Source organism: Roseateles sp., from assembly GCF_039929605.1.
Lineage (GTDB): Bacteria > Pseudomonadota > Gammaproteobacteria > Burkholderiales > Burkholderiaceae_C > Pelomonas.
In genome coordinates this window covers 46,802-67,478 of sequence record NZ_JBDSQX010000007.1, presented here as the reverse complement: position 1 = coordinate 67,478, position 20,677 = coordinate 46,802, and the positions used below count along the sequence as shown (strand labels likewise).

Genomic DNA, 20,677 nt, shown 5'->3' with positions numbered 1-20,677 from the left:
GCGGGTAGGGGCAGATCGTTGCCGATCCATCCCCCCTGAGAACCGGGCTTGCGACTTCCACCGCATCCGGCTCAAGCACATGGAAATGTGCGGGTTTGGGGAGCACGCGATTGTATCAGTCAGTCACCTGCTGGCCCGCCCCAAGCCCTGGTGGCCGCCCCGGTTTTGCCGCCGCTCACGCAACGTCCACCCCGCGCACGCGCCACTTGCCTCCGTGCTCGACCGCGCCTGTCGCTTGCCCAAGACGTCGGCAAACACAGCCGTGTCAACCATGAGATGCAGCACGGAACCCCCCTGCTCCGGCGGTTGCCAACGACGGATGAGCATATTGTTTGCAGGCCATCGCGCTGGGAGTTCGCCCGCGCGCGGCCGCTTCAGAACCCGGTGCCTGTCCATGAATGTTCGCCCCGCATCCCCCCGCCCCCTGGCGCTGCATGCCGCCCGCCTGAGCTGGGCTGCCGCCCTGGCCTGCAGTCTCGTGTCGGCATGGGCGCAGACGCCGCCTGTGCAGTTGCCCCCCGGCGCTGAACCCGGACGCGAGCCGCTGCGGCCGGTGATGCCCATGCCCAACACCGCCGTGCCGCAGCTCAGCGTGCCGCGCAGTGCCTCGGCCGAAGTGCCACCCGGCGCCAAAGAACTGAGCTTCGAGCTGAAGGCTCTCGTGATCGAGGGCGCCACCGCCTTCCCCGAGGACACGCTGCGGCCGCTGTACGCCGGCTTGCTGGGGCGCCGCGTCACGGTGGCCGAGGCCTTCGGCGTGGCGCAGGCCATCGAAACGCGCTACCGCAGCGCCGGCTACGTCACCTCCCGCGTGATCGTGCCGCAGCAGACGGTGGACGACGGGCGCTTTCGCGTCATCGTGGTCGAAGGCTTCGTGGCCAACGTCGTCTACCAGGGCGACGAGGGCCCGGTGCGGGCGGCGGTCGAGCGGCTGATCAACGGCGTGCGCGGCGTCAAGCCGGTCACCCTCGCAGAGATCGAACGCCGCCTGCTGCTGGCGAATGACCTGCCAGGGCTCACCGTGCGCGGCACGCTGGAATCCTCGCCCACCGAGCAAGGCGGCTCGACGCTGATCGTGCGCGTGGACCGCCGCGCGACCGACGGCGGCATCAGCCTGGACAACCGCGGCTCGCCCTACCTCGGCGCCGGCCAGCTGCAAGGCAGCTACGCGTGGAATGCGCTGGGCGCGCGCGCGGACCGCGTCTCCATCAACGCCAAGACCTCGCTGCCCACCGGGCGCAGCACCGCCGTGGGCGCGAGCTACGACGCGCTGCTGTCCGACAACGGCCTGCTGGCGAACCTGTCGGCATCCCACGCCCGCTCCAACCCGCAACGCGAACTGGCACCTCTGGATGTGAAGAGCCGCGTCAGCTCGGCCAGCGGCACGCTGAGCTGGCCGCTGATTCGCTCGCGCGAGCAGAACCTGCGCGCCGTCGCCCAGTTCGAGGCGCGCGATGTCAGCACCGACCTCGCCGCCACCGGCTTCACCCGCGACCGCCTGCGCATCCTGCGCGCCGGCCTGAGCTGGGATCGCTCCGACGCCTGGGACGGCATCACCACCGTGCGCGGCATGCTGCATCAGGGGCTGTCTGGCCTGGGCGCGTCGCGCAACTTCTCGCCGCTGGCCTCGCGCGTCAACGGCCGCAGCGACTTCACCAAGCTCACCCTCGACGTGACGCGGCTGCAGCAGGTGGCCGACCGCTGGAGCCTCATCGCCAGCGCGACCAGCCAGGTCAGCCGCCGACCGCTGCTCGCCAGTGAAGAGCTGGGCCTGGGCGGCGCGAGCTTCGGCCGCGCCTACGACGACGGCGAGATTGCCGGCGACAACGGTGTGGCCGCCATGCTGGAGCTGCGCTACGTGCCGGCCGGCCTGCCACGCAATGTGCAGCTCTACGGCTATGTGGACGGTGGCCGCGTGTGGGCCGCCACGGGCGGCAACCCCGTGCCCCGCGCCAAGCTCGGCTCCCTCGGCCTCGGCGCACGCGCCGGCCTGAGCGACAAGGTGTTCGCCACCTTCGAGATCGCCAAACCCATGAACACCGAGGTGAGGACGCGCGGCAGCAAACACGCCCGCGCCTTCGTCTCCGTTTCTACCCAGTTCTGAGCGTCGTCCTGCTGGCCATCGCCGAGAAAGCGCCCCATGTACCAAGGTATCAGCCAGCCCTCCCGCCAGGTTCTCCGCCGCGCCGCGATCCGCGCGACGCGCATGCAGCGCTCGCTGCAGCGCGCCTTGCAACGCAAGAGCCACCGCGCCGCCCTTTCCAAGCTGGCGCTGATGGTGGGCTGGCTGATGGCCGGCCCGCTGGCCCATGCCAACCCGACCGGCGGCCAGGTGGTGGACGGCAGCGCCACCATCCAGGCCGGCGCGCCGGGAACGCTGAACATCTTCCAGCAGAGCAACCGCGCCATCATCGACTGGCGCAGCTTCAGCATCGGTGCCGGCGAGACGGTCAACTTCCTGCAGCCGGCGAAGCACAGCGTCACGCTCAACCGCGTGCTCGGCAACGACCCCTCGGCGATCTTCGGCCAGCTCAATGCCAACGGCACGGTGATGCTGATCAACCCGAACGGCATCGTCTTCGGCGCCACGTCGCGCGTCGACGTGGGCGGGCTGGTGGCCACCACGGCCAATATCCGCAACCAGGATTTCATGGCCGGCCGCTACGACTTCGGCCAGGCCTCGGCCAACCCGAACGCCACCATCGAGAACCGCGGCCACATCTCCATCCGAGACAGCGGCCTGGCGGCCCTGGTGGCGCCGCGGGTGCGCAACTCCGGCGTCATCGAGGCCCGCCTGGGCCGCGTGGCCCTGGGCGCCGCCAACAGCTTCACGCTTGATTTCCATGGCGACGGCCTGCTGAGCTTCGGCGCGGGTTCGGCCATCAGCGAATCGCCCACCGAGGGCGGCGCGCTGGTCATCAACAGCGGCGAGATCCGTGCCGACGGCGGCAGCGTGCTGCTGACCGCGCGCGCCCTCAAGGGCGTGATCGACCAGGTCATCAACACCGACGGCATCGTCAGCGCCACCACGGTCAGCGGCCAGGACGGGAGCATCGTGCTGTCCGGCGGCGGCGCCGGCCAGGTGGTCGTCGGCGGCAAGGTCGATGCGTCGGCCCGCCAGGGCGGGCAAGGCGGCAGCGTGGTCGTGACCGGCGCGCATGTCACCGTGGCCGGCAGCGCCGTCATCGACGTCGCCGGCCAGGCCGGCGGTGGCGAGATCGCACTCGGCAGCACCGGCCTCAGCGATGCCGCCAACCCGTTCGCAGACAAGTCGGCCTCGCTCAGCGTGGCGGCCGGGGCGCGGCTCACTGCGGACGCGACCGAGCAGGGGCGCGGCGGCAAAGTGACGCTGTGGTCCAAGGACCAGACCGTCTTCAGCGGCAGCATCTCCGCGCGTGGCGGCGCCCAGGGCGGTGACGGCGGCTTTGCCGAAGTTTCCAGCCAGAAGAACATCGGCCTGACCGGCGACGTGGACCTGCGCGCGGCCAAAGCCAGCACTGGCAGCACCGGCACCTTCCTGATCGACCCGACAGACCTGCGCATCACCGACAGCGCCTCGGGCGGCTCGTTGAACGGCAATGCCGGCGACGGCAGCGTGGCCGCCGGCGACGCGAACGCGGGCCTGAACACCGTGTCGCGCGGCCTGCTCGAAGGCCTGTCCGGCAACACCAACATCGTGCTGCAGGCCACCGGCCAGATCACGGTCGACGCGATGGCCGGCAAGCTCATCAACCTGGCCACGACGGCCGGCCACGGCTTCACGCTGCAGTCGACGCTGACGGGCGGCATCCAATTTGCCGATGCGCAGACCGAGATCCGCACGCAAGGCGGCGCGATCACGCTGGACGCGCAGGGCATAGGCAGCACGCTGAGCAACATCGGCAAGCTCACCACCAACGGCGGCGCGGTGACGCTGCGCGCGACGGGCGACATCTCGCTGGCCGGCAATATCAATGCCGGCGCCGGTGCGGTGACGGCGCTCAGCACGGTGGGCTCCATCGGCAATGCCAGCGGGGCCACGCCCTTGCTGACCGGCGGCGCGGTCAGCCTGTCGGCGCTGGGCGGCCACGTCGGCGCGGCGGGAAATGCCGTCTCCACCCACACCAGCAGCTTGACGCTGGCCTCCGGCGGCCACCTGGTGGCCGCCAGCGACATGGCGCTAGGCAGCCTGTCCCTCACTGCGGCCCACGTGGCCCCGACCGATGCCAACGACTACCAGGTCAGCGCCCCCGGCCTGAGCTTCCAGGTCAGCGACGGCGCGGCGCTGGTCGTGACGCAGATCACCCAATCGCCCGCGCTGAATCTCAGCCTCACGTCGGACCGTTCCGTGCAACTGGGCACCGTGAACGTGGGCACCGGCACGCTGACGCTGGGCTCCACAGGCGGAAACCTGCTGGGCGCTGCCAACACGGCCTTGACGGCGGCGTCGCTGACGCTCAGCGCCCAAGGCAGCAACGGCAACAACGGCGCCATCGGCACCAGCGGGCAGTCCTTGCTGACCACCGCCGGCCATGTGGATGCCGTCTCCGGCAGCGGCGGCGTGTACCTGGCCAACACCGGCGCCCTGGCGCTGGACCGCCTCAGCACCACCGGCAGTTCCAGCGTCACCGCCACCGGCGCGCTCACCGTGGGCGATGTCAACGCCGGCAGCGCCACGCTGGCACTCGGCTCCAGCGGCGCCAGCGTGCTGGACGACGGCAGCGCCACCACGCGCATCGCCGCCGGCACGCTCAACCTCACGGCCGGCGCTGCCATCGGCAGCAGCGGCACGCCGCTGTCCACCAGCGCCAGCACGATCTCCGCGAACGCGGCCTCGGGCGGCATCTTCGCGAGCACATCGGCCACCTCCAGCGTGCTGTCGTCCATCGTCTCCGGCAACGGCGCCATCGACATCCGCACCGGCGGCAGCAGCACGCTCACCTCGCTCACCTCCAGCACCTCGTCGGCCAGCAACGGCATCACCGTCACGGCCACCGGCACAGGCTCCCTGAGCGTGGGCACGGTCAATGCCGGCGCGCAGGGCAACGTGACGCTGGCCACCACCTCGGGCTCCATCTCCGGCAACAGCGGCCTCATCACCGGCGAGACCGTCACCCTCAACGCGGCCAGCAGCGGCAGCGTTTCGGTGCGCACCGCCGCCGCTCACCTGGACGTGCAGGCGGGCTCCAGCAGCATCAGCATCACGCAAACCGGCAGCGTCACGCTGGACCGTCTGTCGACGCCCAGCACGCTGATCAGCGTCACCAACAGCAGCGGCGACATCACGGTGGGCAACGTCAGCACGTCCACGGGCGGGCAGGTCAGCCTGACGGCCAGCGCCGGCAGCATCCTCGACGACGGCAACAGCGCCACCCGCATCATCACCGGCACGGCGACGCTCAACGCCAGCGGCGCCATCGGCACTTCCAGCGCTGCGGTGCAGACCAAGGCCACGGGCTTGACGGTCACCAGCACGGGCGACCTGTTCGTCACCAACACCGAGGCCACGCTGACCAGCCTGAGCATCACCAACCGCCACAGCGCGCCGGGCAACGCGGGCTCTCTGCAGGTGAACTCGCCCTATCTCACGTTCGACGTCACCGACACCGGCACGTCCTACACGCTGGACCACCTGGTCAGCGTGCCGCTGGGCAGCTTGTCCTTCAACGGCGATGCCACGCTGCAACTGGGCCAGGTGCAGGCCGCCGGCTCGGTGAGCCTCACCGCCACCCAGGGCAACCTGGTGGACGACGGCAACCTGCAGTCGCGCGTCACCTCCGGCAGCACGCTGACCCTGAGCGCCGCCCAAGGCAGCGTGGGCAGCCAGGCCAACCCCATCGGCGTCAATGCATCCAGCCTGACGCTCACCACACGTGGCGACCTGTACGTCAACAGCCTCACCGACCTGAGCACGCTCACCGTCACGAGCACCCACGCCGACACCACCACCAGCTATGGCATGGCGATCACCGCGCCGTCGCTCAAGCTCAGCGTTAGCGATTCGGCAGCCGGGCACAACGTGGCCACGCTGACCGACACGTCCTCGCTGAACCTCACCTTCACCAGCGACCGCGACATCACGCTGGGCCAGGTGGATGTCACCAACACCGGCACGGCGCGCTTCACCTCCAGCGCCGGCGCCATCAAGGACGACGGCGACAAGAGCACCCGCGTGCTGGCCAACAGCACCACGTTCTCGGGCCTCGCCGTCGGCGCCACGGGCACGGGCTATATGGATGTCGTCACCGGCACCCTGGCCGCCACCGCCAGCGCGGGCGGCGTCTATGTGCAGTTGCCGATGCCCACCGGCAGCACCAACACCACCAGCACCGTCACGCTGGGCACCATCACGGCCACCGGGTCGGTGGCCATCACGGCCGTGGAAGGCGACCTGTCGCTGGGCGGCTTCATGACCGCCACCAACCAGGCCGTCACGCTGACGGCGCTGCAAGGCGCCATCCTCAGCCCCAGCGGCTACAGCATCGCCATCGGCACCGGCAGCCTCACGCTGGACGCAGCCAAGGCCATTGGCGCCAGCAGCCGCGCCGTGCCCGTGACCAGCAGTGCCGGCGCCACGCTGACGGCGCAGGCCGGCACCTCGATGTGGCTCAGCGGCAGCGGGCCGTTGACCCTGTCCAGCCTGGATGCTGCCGCCAGCATCAGCTACACGCAGAGCAGCGGCGCCATCACGGTGGGCCATGTGGATGCCACGGCGGGCGGCACGGTGGCCATCACCGCCAGCAGCGGTGCGATCCAGAACGACAGCGACAACGCGACCGGCATCCGTGCCAACCAGGTGACGCTGAGCGCCGCCCAGAGCAGCATTGGCAGCGGCGCGGCCCTTACGGTGGATGCGCCCAAGCTGCTGCTGACGGCCAACGGCGCCATCGCCGTGACCGACAGCGCCACGCTGGACACCCTCTCCGTCACGCGCGGCAGCGGCTCGTCCGGCAGCATGGCCATCACGGCCGGCGCCGGCCAGAACTTCACGCTCTCCGAAGACGGCACCGAGCACTACGTGCAAGCGGTGAGCAGCAGCACGCCGCTCGCGTTCAGCTTCTCCGGCCAGCGCAACGTGAAGATCGGCAACATCGGCGTGGGCAGCGCCGGCTCGGCCAGCATCAGCTCGGCGGCCAGCCTGACCAACGACGGCGTGTCCGGCTCGGGCATCGCCGCGGGCACGGTGTCGCTGACGGCCGGCACGGCGGGCTCGATCGGCGCCGCCGGCAGCGGCAACGCCATCAGCCTGGAAGGCAGCACCGCGCTGACGCTCAGTGCCGGCCGCAACTTCTTTGCCAGCAGCGACACGGCACTGACCGACCTGGCGATCACCAGCACCAACACCACCACGGTGGCCGGCACGGCCAGCGTGTTCGGCGTCAGCGGCCTGGGCCAGACCTTTGGCATCACCGACAGTGGCAGCACGCAAAGCCTGGGCTTCAGCGGCACGGCCCTCACCAACACCAGCTTCACCACGCGCAAGAACATCCAGGTGGCGGCCATCACGGCCAGCGGTGACGTGACGCTCACAACCACGGGCGGCGGCGCCAACAGCAACATCAGCAGCGACAGCGGCGCGGGCACCATCGCCGGCAACCGCGTGCTGCTGACGGCCACGTCCAGCACGGCCGGCGGCGGCTCCATCGGCAGCAGCGGCACGGCGCTGCGCGTCGACACGCCCACGGTCATCCTGGCTGGCAGCGGCAACGTCTATGTGGACGACGCGCAGAACGTGTCCAAGCTGGACATGACGCTGACGCACGGCACGGCCACCACGTTTGGCTATGGCGTGACGGCCGGCAACTTGAGCAACTTCAACGTCACCGACGGCAGCACGCAAAGCCTGGGGATGGCCGTCGTGGGCGCGATGGACTTCAGCTACAGCGTTGACCGGGCCTTGAGCCTGAGCACGGTCGATGCCGGCACCTCCAGCACCGGCTCGATCTCGCTCACCTCACGCAGCGCGCCCACCGGCACCGGCGCTCAGATCAACCGCAGTTCGGGCAGCCTCACCGGCAACAGCATCATGTTGTCGGCGGTAGGCAGCAACGGCGGCGTGGGAACGGGCTCGACCCTGAGCACCAACACCAAGAACCTGATCGTTGCCTCGGGCGGCAATGTGAGTGTCTCCAACGCCACCACGCTGACCAGCCTGAACCTGGATGCCCGGCACAACACCAGCGGCAGCAGCACACACAGCTATTCCATCAGTTCCACCGGCCTGACCTTCAGCGTTAGCGACACCACGGGCAACACCGCCTTCCAGCTGGCCAACATCTCCCAGAGCGGCCTGGACCTCACGGTCAAGGCCGACCGGGTCATCACGGCGAGCAGCATCAACACCGGCGCCGGCGGCAAGGTAAACCTCAACAGCGGCAGCTATGTGCAGGGCGGCAGCGGCGCCAGCGCCGGCAGCCCCAGCATCACCACCGGCGACCTCAGCCTGAACGGCGGCAGCGCCTTCGGCTACCAGGGCAGCACGCCGCTGTACACGGCGGCCGGCACGCTGGCCAGCAGCCTCAGCAACACGCTCTACCTCTCCAACGCCGGCGCGCTGACGCTGAAGACCAACACCGTGGCCGGCTCGGCCGACGTGGCCAGCAGCAACAACTCGCTGCTGCAGGGCAGCGGCGGCCTGTTCACCACGCCGACGCTGAAGCTGAGCGCCAACCAGTCGCTGGGCAGCACCGGCACGCTGCTGACCGACACGCGCCGGCTCACGCTGGTGTCGCGCGGCAACATCGATGTGAGCAACGCGTCCGACCTGTACGCGCTGACCATGACCTCCACGCACGCCACGGCCGGTGTGCAGAACACCATCGCCGTCGCAGCCCCGAGGCTGGCCCTGGACTTGACCGACAGCGTCGGCGGCAACCAGTACCACCTGGGCAACCTGCTGGACAGCAGCGGCCTGGACTTCACGCTCAGTACCGACGTAGCACTGAGCCTGGGCACCGTGAATGCACAAGCCGGGCGCTCACTGGCGCTGTACAGCACCGGCAGCACCACGGCCATCACCAACGACGGCGGCAGCCTGCTCACCGCCGGCAGCATCACGCTGTCGGCCGGTGGCTCGCTGGGGGCAGCCGGCGGCAGCGGCACACGCATGCAGACGAACGCGCTAGGCCTGACCCTCGTCACCGGTGCCAATGCCTATGCCGACAACGCGCAGGACCTGAGCAGCCTGTCGCTCACCAGCAGCCAGACTGCGGGCGGCACCGCACCGGCCTACCAGGTGACGGCGCCGTCGCTGAGCTTCGACATCACCGACGACGGCACCACCCGCGTGAACTCGGTGACCGACAGCACCGGCCTGAACTTCACGCTGAACACACGGCGCGACCAAGCGGTGAGCGTGATCGACTTGGGCCGCTCGGGGTCCGTGTCGCTGACCAGCGTGGGCGACATCCTGGGCGACGCCGACAGCAGCAAGCGCATCAGCGCCGCCAGCGCCAGCTTCTACGCCAGCAACGGCGGTGCGGTGGGCAGCGTGGGCAACCCCATCCACCTTTCGGCGCCGCTGACCAGTTTCTCGGTCACCGGCGCGCTGAACGTGGAGTCGGACACGCACATCGACCGGCTCGGCATCACCGTCACCCACCCCACCGTCACCTACGGCGGCGCCTACAGCATCGTCTCGGTGCCCATCAGCGGCGCGGCCTACGCGCTGTTCACGGCCACCGACAGCGTGACCGGCACGGCGCTGACCAGCGTGAACGACCCACTGGGCCTGGCCTTCAGCTTCACCGGCGACCGCGCCATGCAGGTGGGCTCGCTCAACCTGGGCACGACCGGCACAGTGACGCTCACCGGCACCAGCAGCGGCGGCATCCTGGGCGACGGCGACCCCAACACCCAGGTACAGGCCGCCAGCCTGAGCATGACCAGCCTGGGCGGCGCCGTGGGCGCGGCGGGCAGCGGCAACGGCATCGATGCCACCGTCAACTCGGTCAGCGCCACCGCACTGAGCGGCAGCGTGAATCTGGCGCTGCACGGCCGCACGCTGCTCGGCAGCATCTCCGGCACCAGCGGCGTCAACCTCGCCAATGACGAGGGCGACATCGCCCTCGGCTCCATCAACGCGGGTGGCAGCGCCGTCAGCATCAACAACCAGGGCGGCTCCATTCTGAGCGGCTCCATCTTCAACGCCACCACCGTGGCGCTCACGGCCAGCGGCTCCATCGGCAACACCAGCGCCATCGGCACCACGGCCAATGGCGGCGGCACCACCACGCTCACGGCCTCGGCCAGTGCAGCCCACGGTGCCATCGGCAGCATTGCCCTGAGCGAAAGCTACAACCTGGCCGCCTCATCGGTGACGGCGCCTGCCGGCGTGACGCTGAGCAGCGGCTATGGCCTGTCGGCCGGCACCCTCACCAGCGGTGGCGCGGTGGCCTTGAGTTCATCGCAGGGCAGCATCAACGGCATCAACAGCAGCAATGCCATCACCGGCACCAGCGTCAACCTGTCGGCGCGCTACGGCACGGGCAACGGCATCGGCAACAACTCGGTGAGCCTGAACGTCAATACGCCCCAGCTCGTGCTGAACACCCCGGGCAGCGTCTACGTGACCGACACCGCCGACCTGAACCTGCTGACGGTGGACCGCACCAATTACTCCAGCACCGGCAGCAGCGGCACGCTGAGCGTCATTGCCAGCGGCCTGACGTTCAGCGCCACCGACAGCGCCAACACCACCACCCTCACCAGCCTCGCCGATGGCACCGGGCTGGACTTCACCTACCTGGGCATCGGCTCCTTGTCGGTGGGCAGCCTGAACGTGGGCGCCGGCAGCTTGCTGCTGCAGGCCTACCTGAGCAGCGGCAACGGCAACATCAACGCCATCAACAGCAGCTCGCTCATCACCGCAGGCTCATTGAACCTGCAGGCCTACGGCACGGGCAGCAACATCGGCAGCAGCGGCACGGCGCTGGGCACGGCGGTGGGTTCCCTCACGGCCAGCGCGGGCACCGGCGGCATGTTCCTGCGGCAAGCCGGCTCGCTGAACCTGACCAGCCTCAGCACCACCGGCGACCTGGCGGTCACGGCCAGCAGCGGTGACCTGACGCTGGGCACGCTCAGCTACGGCAGCGCCAAGACCTTGAACCTGACGGCCAGCGGCGGCAGCATCCTGGCTGGCAGCGGCACCCTGGCCGGCAGCGGCGCCAATGCGGCCATCACGCTGAGCGCCGCCAACGGCATCGGCACCGAACTGGCACCCGTGCTGGTGAACGCTTCGGCCGGCCACACGGTCAATGCCAGCGTCACCGGCACCGGCTCGCTGCATCTCAGCAGCCTGAGCACACTCAACGGCGGGCTGACCACGTCTGTCCATGACGGCTCGACCACGGTCACTGCGGCCGGTTCCATCAAGCTGACCGCCATGAGCTCCGGCACCGATGCCGCAGGCAACGACATCCGCGTCACGGCCAGCGCTGGCGACATCACGGTGGTCAGCGTCTCGGGCGGCAGCGGGGCGAGCTTCAATGCCATCGACCTGTCCGCCAACGCCGGCCGCCTGATCGCCACGCCCGGCACCACGCTGCAAGCCTTCGACGTGAACCTGCACGGCGCCACCGGCGTGGGCGACGCGACCAACCGCATGTCCGCCAACGGCCAGCGCGTGCAGGTCAGCAGCAGCGGCGGCGCGATCTACCTCGGCGCGAGCACCCCGTCGGTGCTGTCCGGCGTCAACTCCAACGGCGGCCTGATCGACATCAGCACGGCCGCCGACCTGTTGCTGGCCAACGCCTCTTCGGGCGGTGGTGCCATCACCGTGGCCAGCACCACCGGCGGCGTCGCGCTGATCGCCGGCAACATCAACGCCGGGGCTGGCAATGTGTCGATGAGCTCGACCGCTGCGGGCGGCATGGTCAGGGACGACGGCAACAGCAGCACCCGCGTCAGCGGCGCGACCGTGACGCTCAATGGTGCCGGCGGCGTGGGCAGCAGCACGCAAGCGGTGGGCACCTCGGCCACCACGCTGGCCCTCACCGGCGGCAGCTCGGGCACGGGCATCTTCGTGAACGACGCGAATGCCAGCGGCGTGACGCTCGCTTCGATCATCGCCAACGGCGGTGCGGTGGGCATCACTACCGCCGGCCCAACCGTGGCCACCGACGTGCGCGCGGCCACCAACGTGGCCATCAACGCCAGCAGTGGCAACCTCACGGTGGTGGCCGTCACCGCCACGGCGGGCAGCGCCCAGCTCACGGCTGCGGGCGCAATCCTCGGCTCGGGCAACGGAACCCACGTCACCGGCACCAGCGTGCAACTCGCGGCCGGTGGCGACATCGGCACGGTGACCGACACCCTCACCGGCGCCGGCGCACCCGTGCGCGTCAACACCGCCAACCTGACCGGGCTCAGCACCACCGGCAGCAACGCCGTGATCTCGGTGCGCAACCTCAACACCAGCACGCTGACGCTCAGCCCGACGCTGCTGACGATGGGCAGCGGCAGCTCGGCCTACCTCAGCAGCGCGGGCGACGTCGCCTTCAACCCCGGTGCCTTCTCGTTCGCCGGCAACCTGCTGCTGAGCGCCGATGGCGCCATCGTGCTGCCCACGGCCGGCATCTCGACGACCGGGCGCCTGGGCCTCGTCGGCACCGACCTGAGCTCGGCCGGCGGCTCGCCGCGCCTGCTGACGCTGGCTGCGGATTCGCTCTACCTGCGCAGCGGCGCCACCGGCGGCGCCACCACGCTGAACAGCACCGCCCAGAGCATCGACGCCGCCCTTACCGGCGCCGGTGCGCTGACCGTCAACAACACCGGCGTGCTCACGGGCGCCACGCTGGCCACCAGCAACGGTGACATCACCGCCACCAGCAGCGGCAGCATGACCGCCGGCTCGGTGACGGCGGGCGGTGCTAACCGCAACATCGCACTGAGCTCGACCGCAGGCGACTTGACCGTGGGCACGCTGAACGCCGGCAGCAACGGCACGCTGACGCTGTCGGCCGCCAACGGCAGCCTGTTCACCGCGTCGCCAGCCTTCACCGCCAGCGCGTTGAACCTGACGGCCGGCACCGGCATCGGCAGCAACGGCTCGGCCTTCGACGTGAGCGGCATGGCTGTCACGGCCCAAGTGACCGGCAAGGGCGGCATCTACGTCGGCTCGGGCACGGCGTTGACGCTGGGGGCTCTCACCACGGCCAACGGCGACATCCAGGTCACCTCGGCCGGCAACCTGAACGCCAGCAGCAGCTTGAGCGCCGGCCAGAGCGGCAACGTGGCGCTCACGTCCACCGGCGGCAACCTGACGCTGGGCCAGGCCTTCGTCAACAACGGCAGCGACGCCAGCCGATCCGGCCTGGCGCTGCAAGCCGCGCAGATCGCGCTGAACGGCGGCGGCATCAGCACCACCGGCGCGCAGACCTACAACGGCGCGGTCACCCTCGGCGCCAACAGCACGCTCAGCGGCAACGGCGTGGCCTTCAGCAGCAGCGTCGATGGCGCACGCAACCTGACCGTGAACAGCGGCGCGGGCGCAGCCAGCTTCGGCGGCGCCGTGGGCGGCACGACGCGCCTCGGCGCACTCGTCATCAACAGCAGCGGCGCGACGACATTTGCGGGTGCCGTGAATGCAGCTTCGGTCACGACCGACGCGGCAGGCACGCTCGCGATCAACGGCGGCTCGGTGAACACGACCGGCGCGCAGAGTTATGGCGAGCGCGCAGTTCTCGGCGCCAGCACCACGCTGACTGGCACTTCGGTGACGCTGTCCGGTGGTGCCGACGGCTCTGCGACCCTGACCATCGTCGGCGCCAGCACACTGGGCGGCGACATCAGCACCACCGGCGCGCAAAGCTACAGCGGCGCCGTCACGTTGGCCGCCGATGCCGCGCTCAGCGGCAATGGCGTGGCCTTTGCCAGTACGGTGGACGGCGCTCGCAACCTGACCGTCAACAGCGGTGCCGGCGCAGCCAGCTTCGGCGGCGCCGTGGGTGGCACGACGCGTGTCGGTGCCCTGACCATCAACAGCAGCGGCGCCACGACCTTCTCGGCCGCCGTGAACGCGGCCTCGGTCACGACCGACGCCGCCGGCACGCTGGCCATCAACGGCGGCTCGGTGGACACCACCGGCGCGCAAAGCTTCGGCGAGCGCGCCATGCTGGGTGCCAGCACCACGCTGACCGGCGATGCGGTGACGCTGTCCGGTGGCGCCGACGGCTCAGCGACCCTGACCATCGCCGGTGCCAGCACGCTGGGCGGCGACATCAGCACCACCGGCGCGCAAAGCTACAACGGCGCCGTGACGCTGGCGGCCGATGCCTCGTTCAGCGCCAATGGCGTCGCCTTCGCCAGCACGGTGGATGGCGCTCGCAACCTGACCGTCAACAGCGGTGCGGGCGCAGCCAGCTTCGGCGGCGCCGTGGGTGGCACGATCCGCCTCGGCGCACTCACCGTCAACAGCAGCGACGCGACAACCTTCTCGGCCGCCGTGAATGCCGCATCAGTCACCGCCACCGGCACGCTGGCGATCAACGGTGGCTCGGTCAACACCACGGGCGTTCAAAACTTCGGCGACGCCGTAACGTTGGGGTCCGATGCCACGCTGAGCGGCAACGGCGTGGCCTTTGCCAGCGCGGTGGATGGCGCTCGCAACCTGACCGTCAACAGCGGCGCAGGCGCAGCCAGTTTCGGCGGCACCGTGGGTGGCACGACCCGTGTCGGTGCCCTGACCATCAACAGCAGCGGTGCTACCACCTTCACTGCCGCCGTGAACGCAGCTTCGGTCACGACCGATGCCGCCGGCACGCTGGCCATCAACGGCGGCTCGGTGAACACCACCGGCGCGCAAACCTTCGGCGAGCGCGCCGTGTTGGGCGCCAACACCACGCTGACGGGCAGTTCGGTTGGCCTGTCCGCTGGCGCCGACGGCACGGCCACGGCAGCTCGAACCCTCACCATCGCCGGCGCCAGCACGCTGGGTGGCGACATCAGCAGCACCGGCGCGCAAAGCTACAACGGCGCCGTGACGTTGGCTGCCGATGCCACGCTCAGCGGCAACGGCGTGGCCTTCAGCGGCAGCGTCGACGGCGCGCGCAACCTGACCGTCAACAGCGGTGCGGGTGCAGCCAGCTTCGGCGGTGCCGTGGGTGGCACGACCCGCCTCGGCGCACTCACCGTCAACAGCAGCGGTGCCACGACCTTCACCGCCGCCGTGAATGCAGCCTCAGTCACCACCACCGGCACGCTGGCGATCAACGGTGGCTCGGTCAACACCACGGGCGCTCAGAACTTCGGCGGCGCCATAACGCTGGGGGCCGATGCCACGCTGAGCGGCGACGGTGTGGCCTTCGCCAGCACGGTGGACGGCGCACGCAACCTGACCGTCAACAGCGGCGCAGGCGCAGCCAGCTTCGGCGGCACCGTGGGTGGCACGACCCGCCTCGGCGCACTCGTCGTCAACAGCAGCGGTGCGACGACGTTCACCGCCGCCGTGAACGCGGCCTCGGTCACGACCGATGCCGTCGGCACGCTGGCCATCAACGGCGGCTCGGTGAACACCACCGGCGCGCAAAGTTTCGGCGAGCGCGCCGTGCTGGGCGCCAGCACCGCGCTGATCGGCAGTTCGGTGAGCCTGTCCGCCGGTGCCGACGGCTCTGCGAGCGCAGGCCAGGCCCTGACCATCGCCGGCGCCAGCACGCTGGGTGGCGACATCAGCACCACCGGCGCGCAAAGCTACAACGGCGCCGTGACGCTGGCCGCCGATGCCACGCTCAGCGGCAACGGCGTGGCCTTCGCCAGCACGGTGGACGGCGCACGCAGCCTGACCGTCAACAGCGGCACGGGCATAGCCAGCTTCGGCGGCACAGTCGGTGGCACGACCCGCCTCGGCGCACTCGCCGTCAACAGCAGTGGAGCGACGACCTTCGCCGGCTCGGTGAACGCCGCCTCGGTCACAACCGATGCCGCCGGCACGCTCGCCATCAACGGCGGCTCGGTGAACACCACCGGCGCGCAAAGCTTCGGCGAGCGCGCCGCACTGGGCGCCAGCACCACGCTGACCGGCAATGCGGTGAGCTTGTCAGCCGGCGCCGACGCAACGACGACGGCGGGTCAGACCCTCACCATCGCCGGCGCCAGCACGCTGGGCGGCGACATCAGCACCACCGGCGCGCAAAGCTACAACGGCGCCGTGACGCTGGCCACCGATGCCACGCTGAGCGGCAACGGCGTGGCTTTCGCCAGCACGGTCGATGGCGCTCGCAACCTCACCGTGAACAGCGGCGCGGGCGCAGCCAGCTTCGGCGGCGCCGTGGGTGGCACAACCCGCGTCGGCGCACTCGCAGTCAACAGCAGCGGCGCGACGACCTTCGCCGGCTCGGTGAACGCAGCCTCGGTCACGACCGACGCGGCAGGCAGCCTGGCCATCAACGGCGGCTCGGTCAACACCACCGGCGCGCAAAGTTATGGCGAGCGCGCCGTGCTGGGCGCCAGCACCACGCTGACTGGCAATGCGGTGACGCTGTCCGGCGGGGCCGACGCCACCGCCACGGCAGGCCAGACCCTCACCATCGCCGGCGCCAGCACGCTGGGCGGCGACGTCAACAGCAGCGGCACGCAAACTTACACCGGCGCCGTCAACCTGCGCAGTGACACCAGCCTGCACAGCACCGGCGGCTCGCTGGTGTTCGGCAGCACGCTGGACAGCGCCGCCAATGGCAACCTCACGCTGCGCGCCGACAGCGGCGCCATCGACGTGGCCGGCGCCGTGGGCGGCAGCGGCGCCATCGGGGCGCTCACGCTGCGCTCCGGCACCTTCACCACCTTCAACGGCTCGGTGCAGGTGGGCAGCCTGGCGCAGTCAGCAGCGGGTGGCCTGACCCGCTTTGCCGACCGCCTGGCGGCCAGCGGCGCGGGCGGCCTGCAGTTCAACGGCACCAGCTTCCGCTTCGACGATGCCGTGACGGCCGCGCTGGGCGGCATAGTGATCACCAACACGGACGCGGCCGGCACGGTGAGCTTTGCAGCCGGCACGACCGTCCAGGCCGCCACCAGCTTCACGCAGACCGGCGGTGCCGGCGTGACGCTGCCGGCGGTGCTGCGCGTGACCGCCGGGCCGATCACCCTCAACGCCCCGGCCACGCTGCCTTCGGGTGAGGCGACCCTCAGCGCGCAGGGCGACATCAAGGCGGTCGGCCTGCAAGGTCCTGCAACAGCGCTGACGCTGAACTCGGGAACCGGTGCACTGCTGATCGGCCTGGACGACGCCACCGCCGAGCACAAGCTCGCGGTGGGCTCCCTGCTCGTGCCGGCGGCCGGCTCGGCCCAGCTGTTTGGCTCGGTAGACGCCAATGGCGGCGCCACGGCCGCGACGATGGTGCGGGGCGGCCTCGCCAACTCGCCCTACTTCTTCAATGGCACCCCGTGGGGCCCGGTCGGGCAGATCACGGTGCTGGCAGCCATCACGGCACCGACCTTCGTGGTGCCCAGCCGCCCACTGGCATCGGCGCTGTTCAACCCGGCGATGCTGGCAACCAGCATTGCGCCCAACGCGCTGGAAGCCTGGATGGACCCGCAGGTGCTGAGCCTCGGCCCGACAGGCGAAAAGAAGAAGCGATCCGATGCGCTGCTTGGCGAAGCATCGCGCTGAACGCCGCCCCACCTCACCTGCCCCGCGATGACCGACAGCGCCCTCCCCCTGTTCTACAAGACCCCCCGGGTGTTGCACCCGGGTGCCCACGGCCACCACTCGTTGGCGGCCAAGGCGAGCTATCGCTTTGCGGCGCAGACCAACGCGGTGCCTGTGGTGGCCGACGAGATGATGCTGGCCGGCCGGCATTACCCGCTGGTCTTCAGCGACGACGCGCGGCCCTATCCGGTGGCCGTGCTGGGCCTGCGCGCCCAGCAGAATCTGTTCGTCGACGCGGGCGGCCAATGGCGCCCAGGCGTCTACGTGCCGGCCTACCTGCGGCGCTACCCGTTCATCTTTCTGGAGAACGCGGCGAGCCAGGAGCTGACCCTGTGCGTCGACGAAGCCGCCGAATCGCTGCTGGCCGGGCGCGACAACCCGCTGTTCGACCCCAGCGGCGAACCCACGCCGCTAACGGTTTCAGCGCTGGCCTTGTGCCGCGACTACCAGTCGCAGCACCTGGCAACGGCCGAGTACGCACGCGCGGTGGTGGCGGCCGACCTGCTGGTGGAGCATCGCGCCGACGTGTCGCTGCGTGACGGCCGGGTGATGAGCCTGTCCGGCTTCAAAGTCATCGACCAGGCCCGCTTCATGAACCTGCCGGACGAGACCTTCCTGGCCTGGCGCCGCAAGGGCTGGCTGGCGCTTGTTCACTGGCATTTCTTCTCCATCGGTGCGTGGTCGACGCTGATCGACGCGGCCGCCGCGCAGGCCTGAGCGCCTGCACGGCACCAAGGTTGGCAAGGCCTCGCGGCTACACTGACGGCATGCGTCAAAAGCCCCTGCTCATCGCTCTGATCGGTCTGGTTCTGGCTGCATCCGCCCACGCCCAGTGGAAGTGGAAGGATGCCAAGGGCAACGTGCAGTACAGCGACCGCCCGCCCCCAGCCGGCACGCCGGACAAGGACATCCTTGCGCGCCCGGCTACGGCCGCCGCGCGCGCCATCACGGTGACGCAGGCCGATGCTCCCGCCAGCACGCCCGCCTCCGCCCCTCGCCCGGGCGCCAGTGCGCCGACCCGTGCCGAGCAGGACGCGGCCGCGCGCCAGAAGCAGGATCAGGCTCGCGAGAACGCCAAGCAGAAGGAAGAAGAACGCCGCGTTGCCGAGCAGCGCCGCGAGAACTGCAGCCGTGCCCAGGCGCAGTTGCGCGACCTGCAGAGCGGTATCCGCATCACGCGTACCAACGAGGCGGGCGAGCGCGTCTTCATGGACGACGTGCAGCGCCAGGCCGAGGCCGAGCGCGCTCGCGGGCTGGTCACCAGCGAGTGCAAGTAGGGCCTGGCAACACGACGGCAATGGGCCGCTGCCGTCGTGTTACCAGGCCCTACCCGCCGCCCGCCTTGGGTCGGTGGCGCGACACGATGCGCTCGCCGCGCTTGGCGTAGCGCAGGCGCCGCGCCTCCATCGGGTCGACGGTCAGCGGGCGATACACCTCGATGCGGTCGCGGTCACGCAGCGGTGTTGCCAGCGGCCGCACGCGGCCCCAGATGCCGATGCGGAACTGGTCGAGCGCCAGGTTGAAGTCGGCGCAGGCACGCAGCGCTGATTCGATCGTGGCGCCCTCTTCCACCTCCAGCCAGCGCTGCTGCACATCGCCTGCTGCCAAGCTCCAGACGAGTTCAACGCGCACCGTAAAGGCTCTCCGCGCGCTGCACGAAGCTGTCGACAAAGGTGTTGGCGATGCGGTCGAAGACGGGGCTGACCACCGCCTCCAACGCGCCGCTGCTGAAGGCGTAGCTGAGCTCGAAGACGATCTTGCAGGCCGTCGGCTCGCCTTCGGTGCCGGGCTTGTTCAGCGGCAGGAATTGCCAGACGCCGTCGAGGTCCGAGAACGGCCCGTCAACCAACCCCATGCGGACGCTGGGGCCGGCGTCATCGTTGCGATTGAGTGTCGTGAACGCATAGCGCACACCGGCGTAGGCGAGGTGCAGCCGAGCCGTGACGGCGTCGCGCTTTCGTTCCAGCACCTCGACCTTGTCGCACCAGGGCAGGAACTCCGGATAGCGCTCCACCGCGGTGACCAGCTCGTACATCTCGCTGGGCGTGTACCAAAGCAAAACTGACTTTTTGACCTGCTTCATAGAATGCCAGGATTGTAAGAAGGGCCTTGGGCCTGTTTACACAACAGGGATCGGATGCGTTGGCACTCAAAAGCCTGCGAGCAAGGCGCGAAGCGAAGCTGGGTAGAGCCCCAGCGATGCTGAGCAACGCCGCGCGCGGGCTTTTGAGTGACAACCCTTTGAGAGAGGGGCTTTGCGGGCACATGGCGTCGTTGCGCGCCTCGTCCGGGCCGCCAAGCCCGGGCTTCAGCGCACGCCTAGCCCTGCACCCGCACAGCCCCTCTCGCACCGACCCCTGTTGTGCAAACAGGCCCTGACCCCACATCCCACTTCATGTCCATCGCCGAGAACCGCCGCGCCCGTTACGACTACCACATCGAAGAGAAATTCGAGGCCGGTGTGGTGCTGTCCGGCTGGGAGATCAAAGCCATCCGCGCTGGCCAGGTGCAACTGACCGACGGCTACGTGCTGATCAAGAACGGCGAGCTGTTCCTGATCGGCTGCCGCATCAATGCGCTGCGCAGCGCCTCCACGCATGTGAACCCGGAGGCCGACCGCACCAAGAAGCTCCTGATGCACAAGGCCGAGATCAAGCGGCTGGTGGGCAAGGTGGAGCAGCGCGGCTTCACGCTGGTGCCGCTGAACCTGCACTACAAGGGCGGCCGCGTGAAGGCCGACATCGCACTGGCCAAGGGCAAGGCCGAGCACGACAAGCGCAACACCGAGAAGGAGCGGGACTGGGAGCGTGAAAAGGGACAGTTGATGCGGCACGCATCGACGGGCCGCAAGGCCTGAGACGCGTAGCGGCTCAATGTCCATTTCGTCAAAAGGGGGAGTTGATGCGGCACGCAACAACGGGCCGCAAGGCCTGAGACGCGCAGCGGCTCAATGCCCTTTTCGCCAAAAGGGACAGTTGATGCGGCACGCATCGACGGGCCGCAAGGCCTGAGACGCGTAGCGGCTCATTGGAGCTTTCGCCAAAAGGGCCAGTTGAT

General features: G+C 69.8%; 7 protein-coding genes. 5 read left to right on the top strand and 2 right to left on the bottom strand.

Annotated elements, in window-relative coordinates; all coding sequences use genetic code 11:
* The first annotated feature begins 394 nt into the window (after positions 1 to 394).
* From ABIS05_RS01035 to ABIS05_RS01020, 4 genes are read left to right on the top strand one after another with little or no spacing between them, the layout of a single operon-like run.
* On the top strand, positions 395 to 2,104 hold the full coding sequence (locus ABIS05_RS01035) for a ShlB/FhaC/HecB family hemolysin secretion/activation protein (RefSeq protein WP_348013464.1): 1,710 nt from the start codon (positions 395 to 397) through the stop codon (positions 2,102 to 2,104).
* 36 nt (positions 2,105 to 2,140) lie between these two features.
* Positions 2,141 to 17,581: a filamentous hemagglutinin N-terminal domain-containing protein gene (locus tag ABIS05_RS01030; protein ID WP_348013463.1), complete on the top strand. Its 15,441-nt coding sequence runs from the start codon at positions 2,141 to 2,143 to the stop codon at positions 17,579 to 17,581.
* A 27-nt stretch (positions 17,582 to 17,608) separates the two neighbouring features.
* Entirely contained in the window at positions 17,609 to 18,337 is a 729-nt protein-coding gene (locus tag ABIS05_RS01025) for a SapC family protein (protein WP_348013462.1), read from the top strand.
* A gap of 50 nt (positions 18,338 to 18,387) precedes the next feature.
* On the top strand, positions 18,388 to 18,897 hold the full coding sequence (locus ABIS05_RS01020; RefSeq protein WP_348013461.1) for a DUF4124 domain-containing protein: 510 nt from the start codon (positions 18,388 to 18,390) through the stop codon (positions 18,895 to 18,897).
* Between the two features lie 49 nt (positions 18,898 to 18,946).
* On the opposite strand, the gene ABIS05_RS01015 is transcribed toward ABIS05_RS01020, so the two are convergent.
* Together ABIS05_RS01015 and ABIS05_RS01010 are read right to left on the bottom strand one after the other, a co-directional pair.
* On the bottom strand, positions 18,947 to 19,252 hold the full coding sequence (locus tag ABIS05_RS01015; protein ID WP_348013460.1) for an RnfH family protein: 306 nt from the start codon (positions 19,250 to 19,252) through the stop codon (positions 18,947 to 18,949).
* Positions 19,242 to 19,703: a type II toxin-antitoxin system RatA family toxin gene (locus ABIS05_RS01010; protein WP_348013459.1), complete on the bottom strand. Its 462-nt coding sequence runs from the start codon at positions 19,701 to 19,703 to the stop codon at positions 19,242 to 19,244. The genes ABIS05_RS01015 and ABIS05_RS01010 overlap by 11 nt, the downstream gene beginning before the upstream one ends.
* A 312-nt stretch (positions 19,704 to 20,015) precedes the next feature.
* Here ABIS05_RS01010 and smpB point away from each other — a divergent pair, with 312 nt between their 5' ends.
* Positions 20,016 to 20,477: an SsrA-binding protein SmpB gene (smpB, locus tag ABIS05_RS01005; protein ID WP_348013458.1), complete on the top strand. Its 462-nt coding sequence runs from the start codon at positions 20,016 to 20,018 to the stop codon at positions 20,475 to 20,477.
* Positions 20,478 to 20,677: the final 200 nt, after the last annotated feature.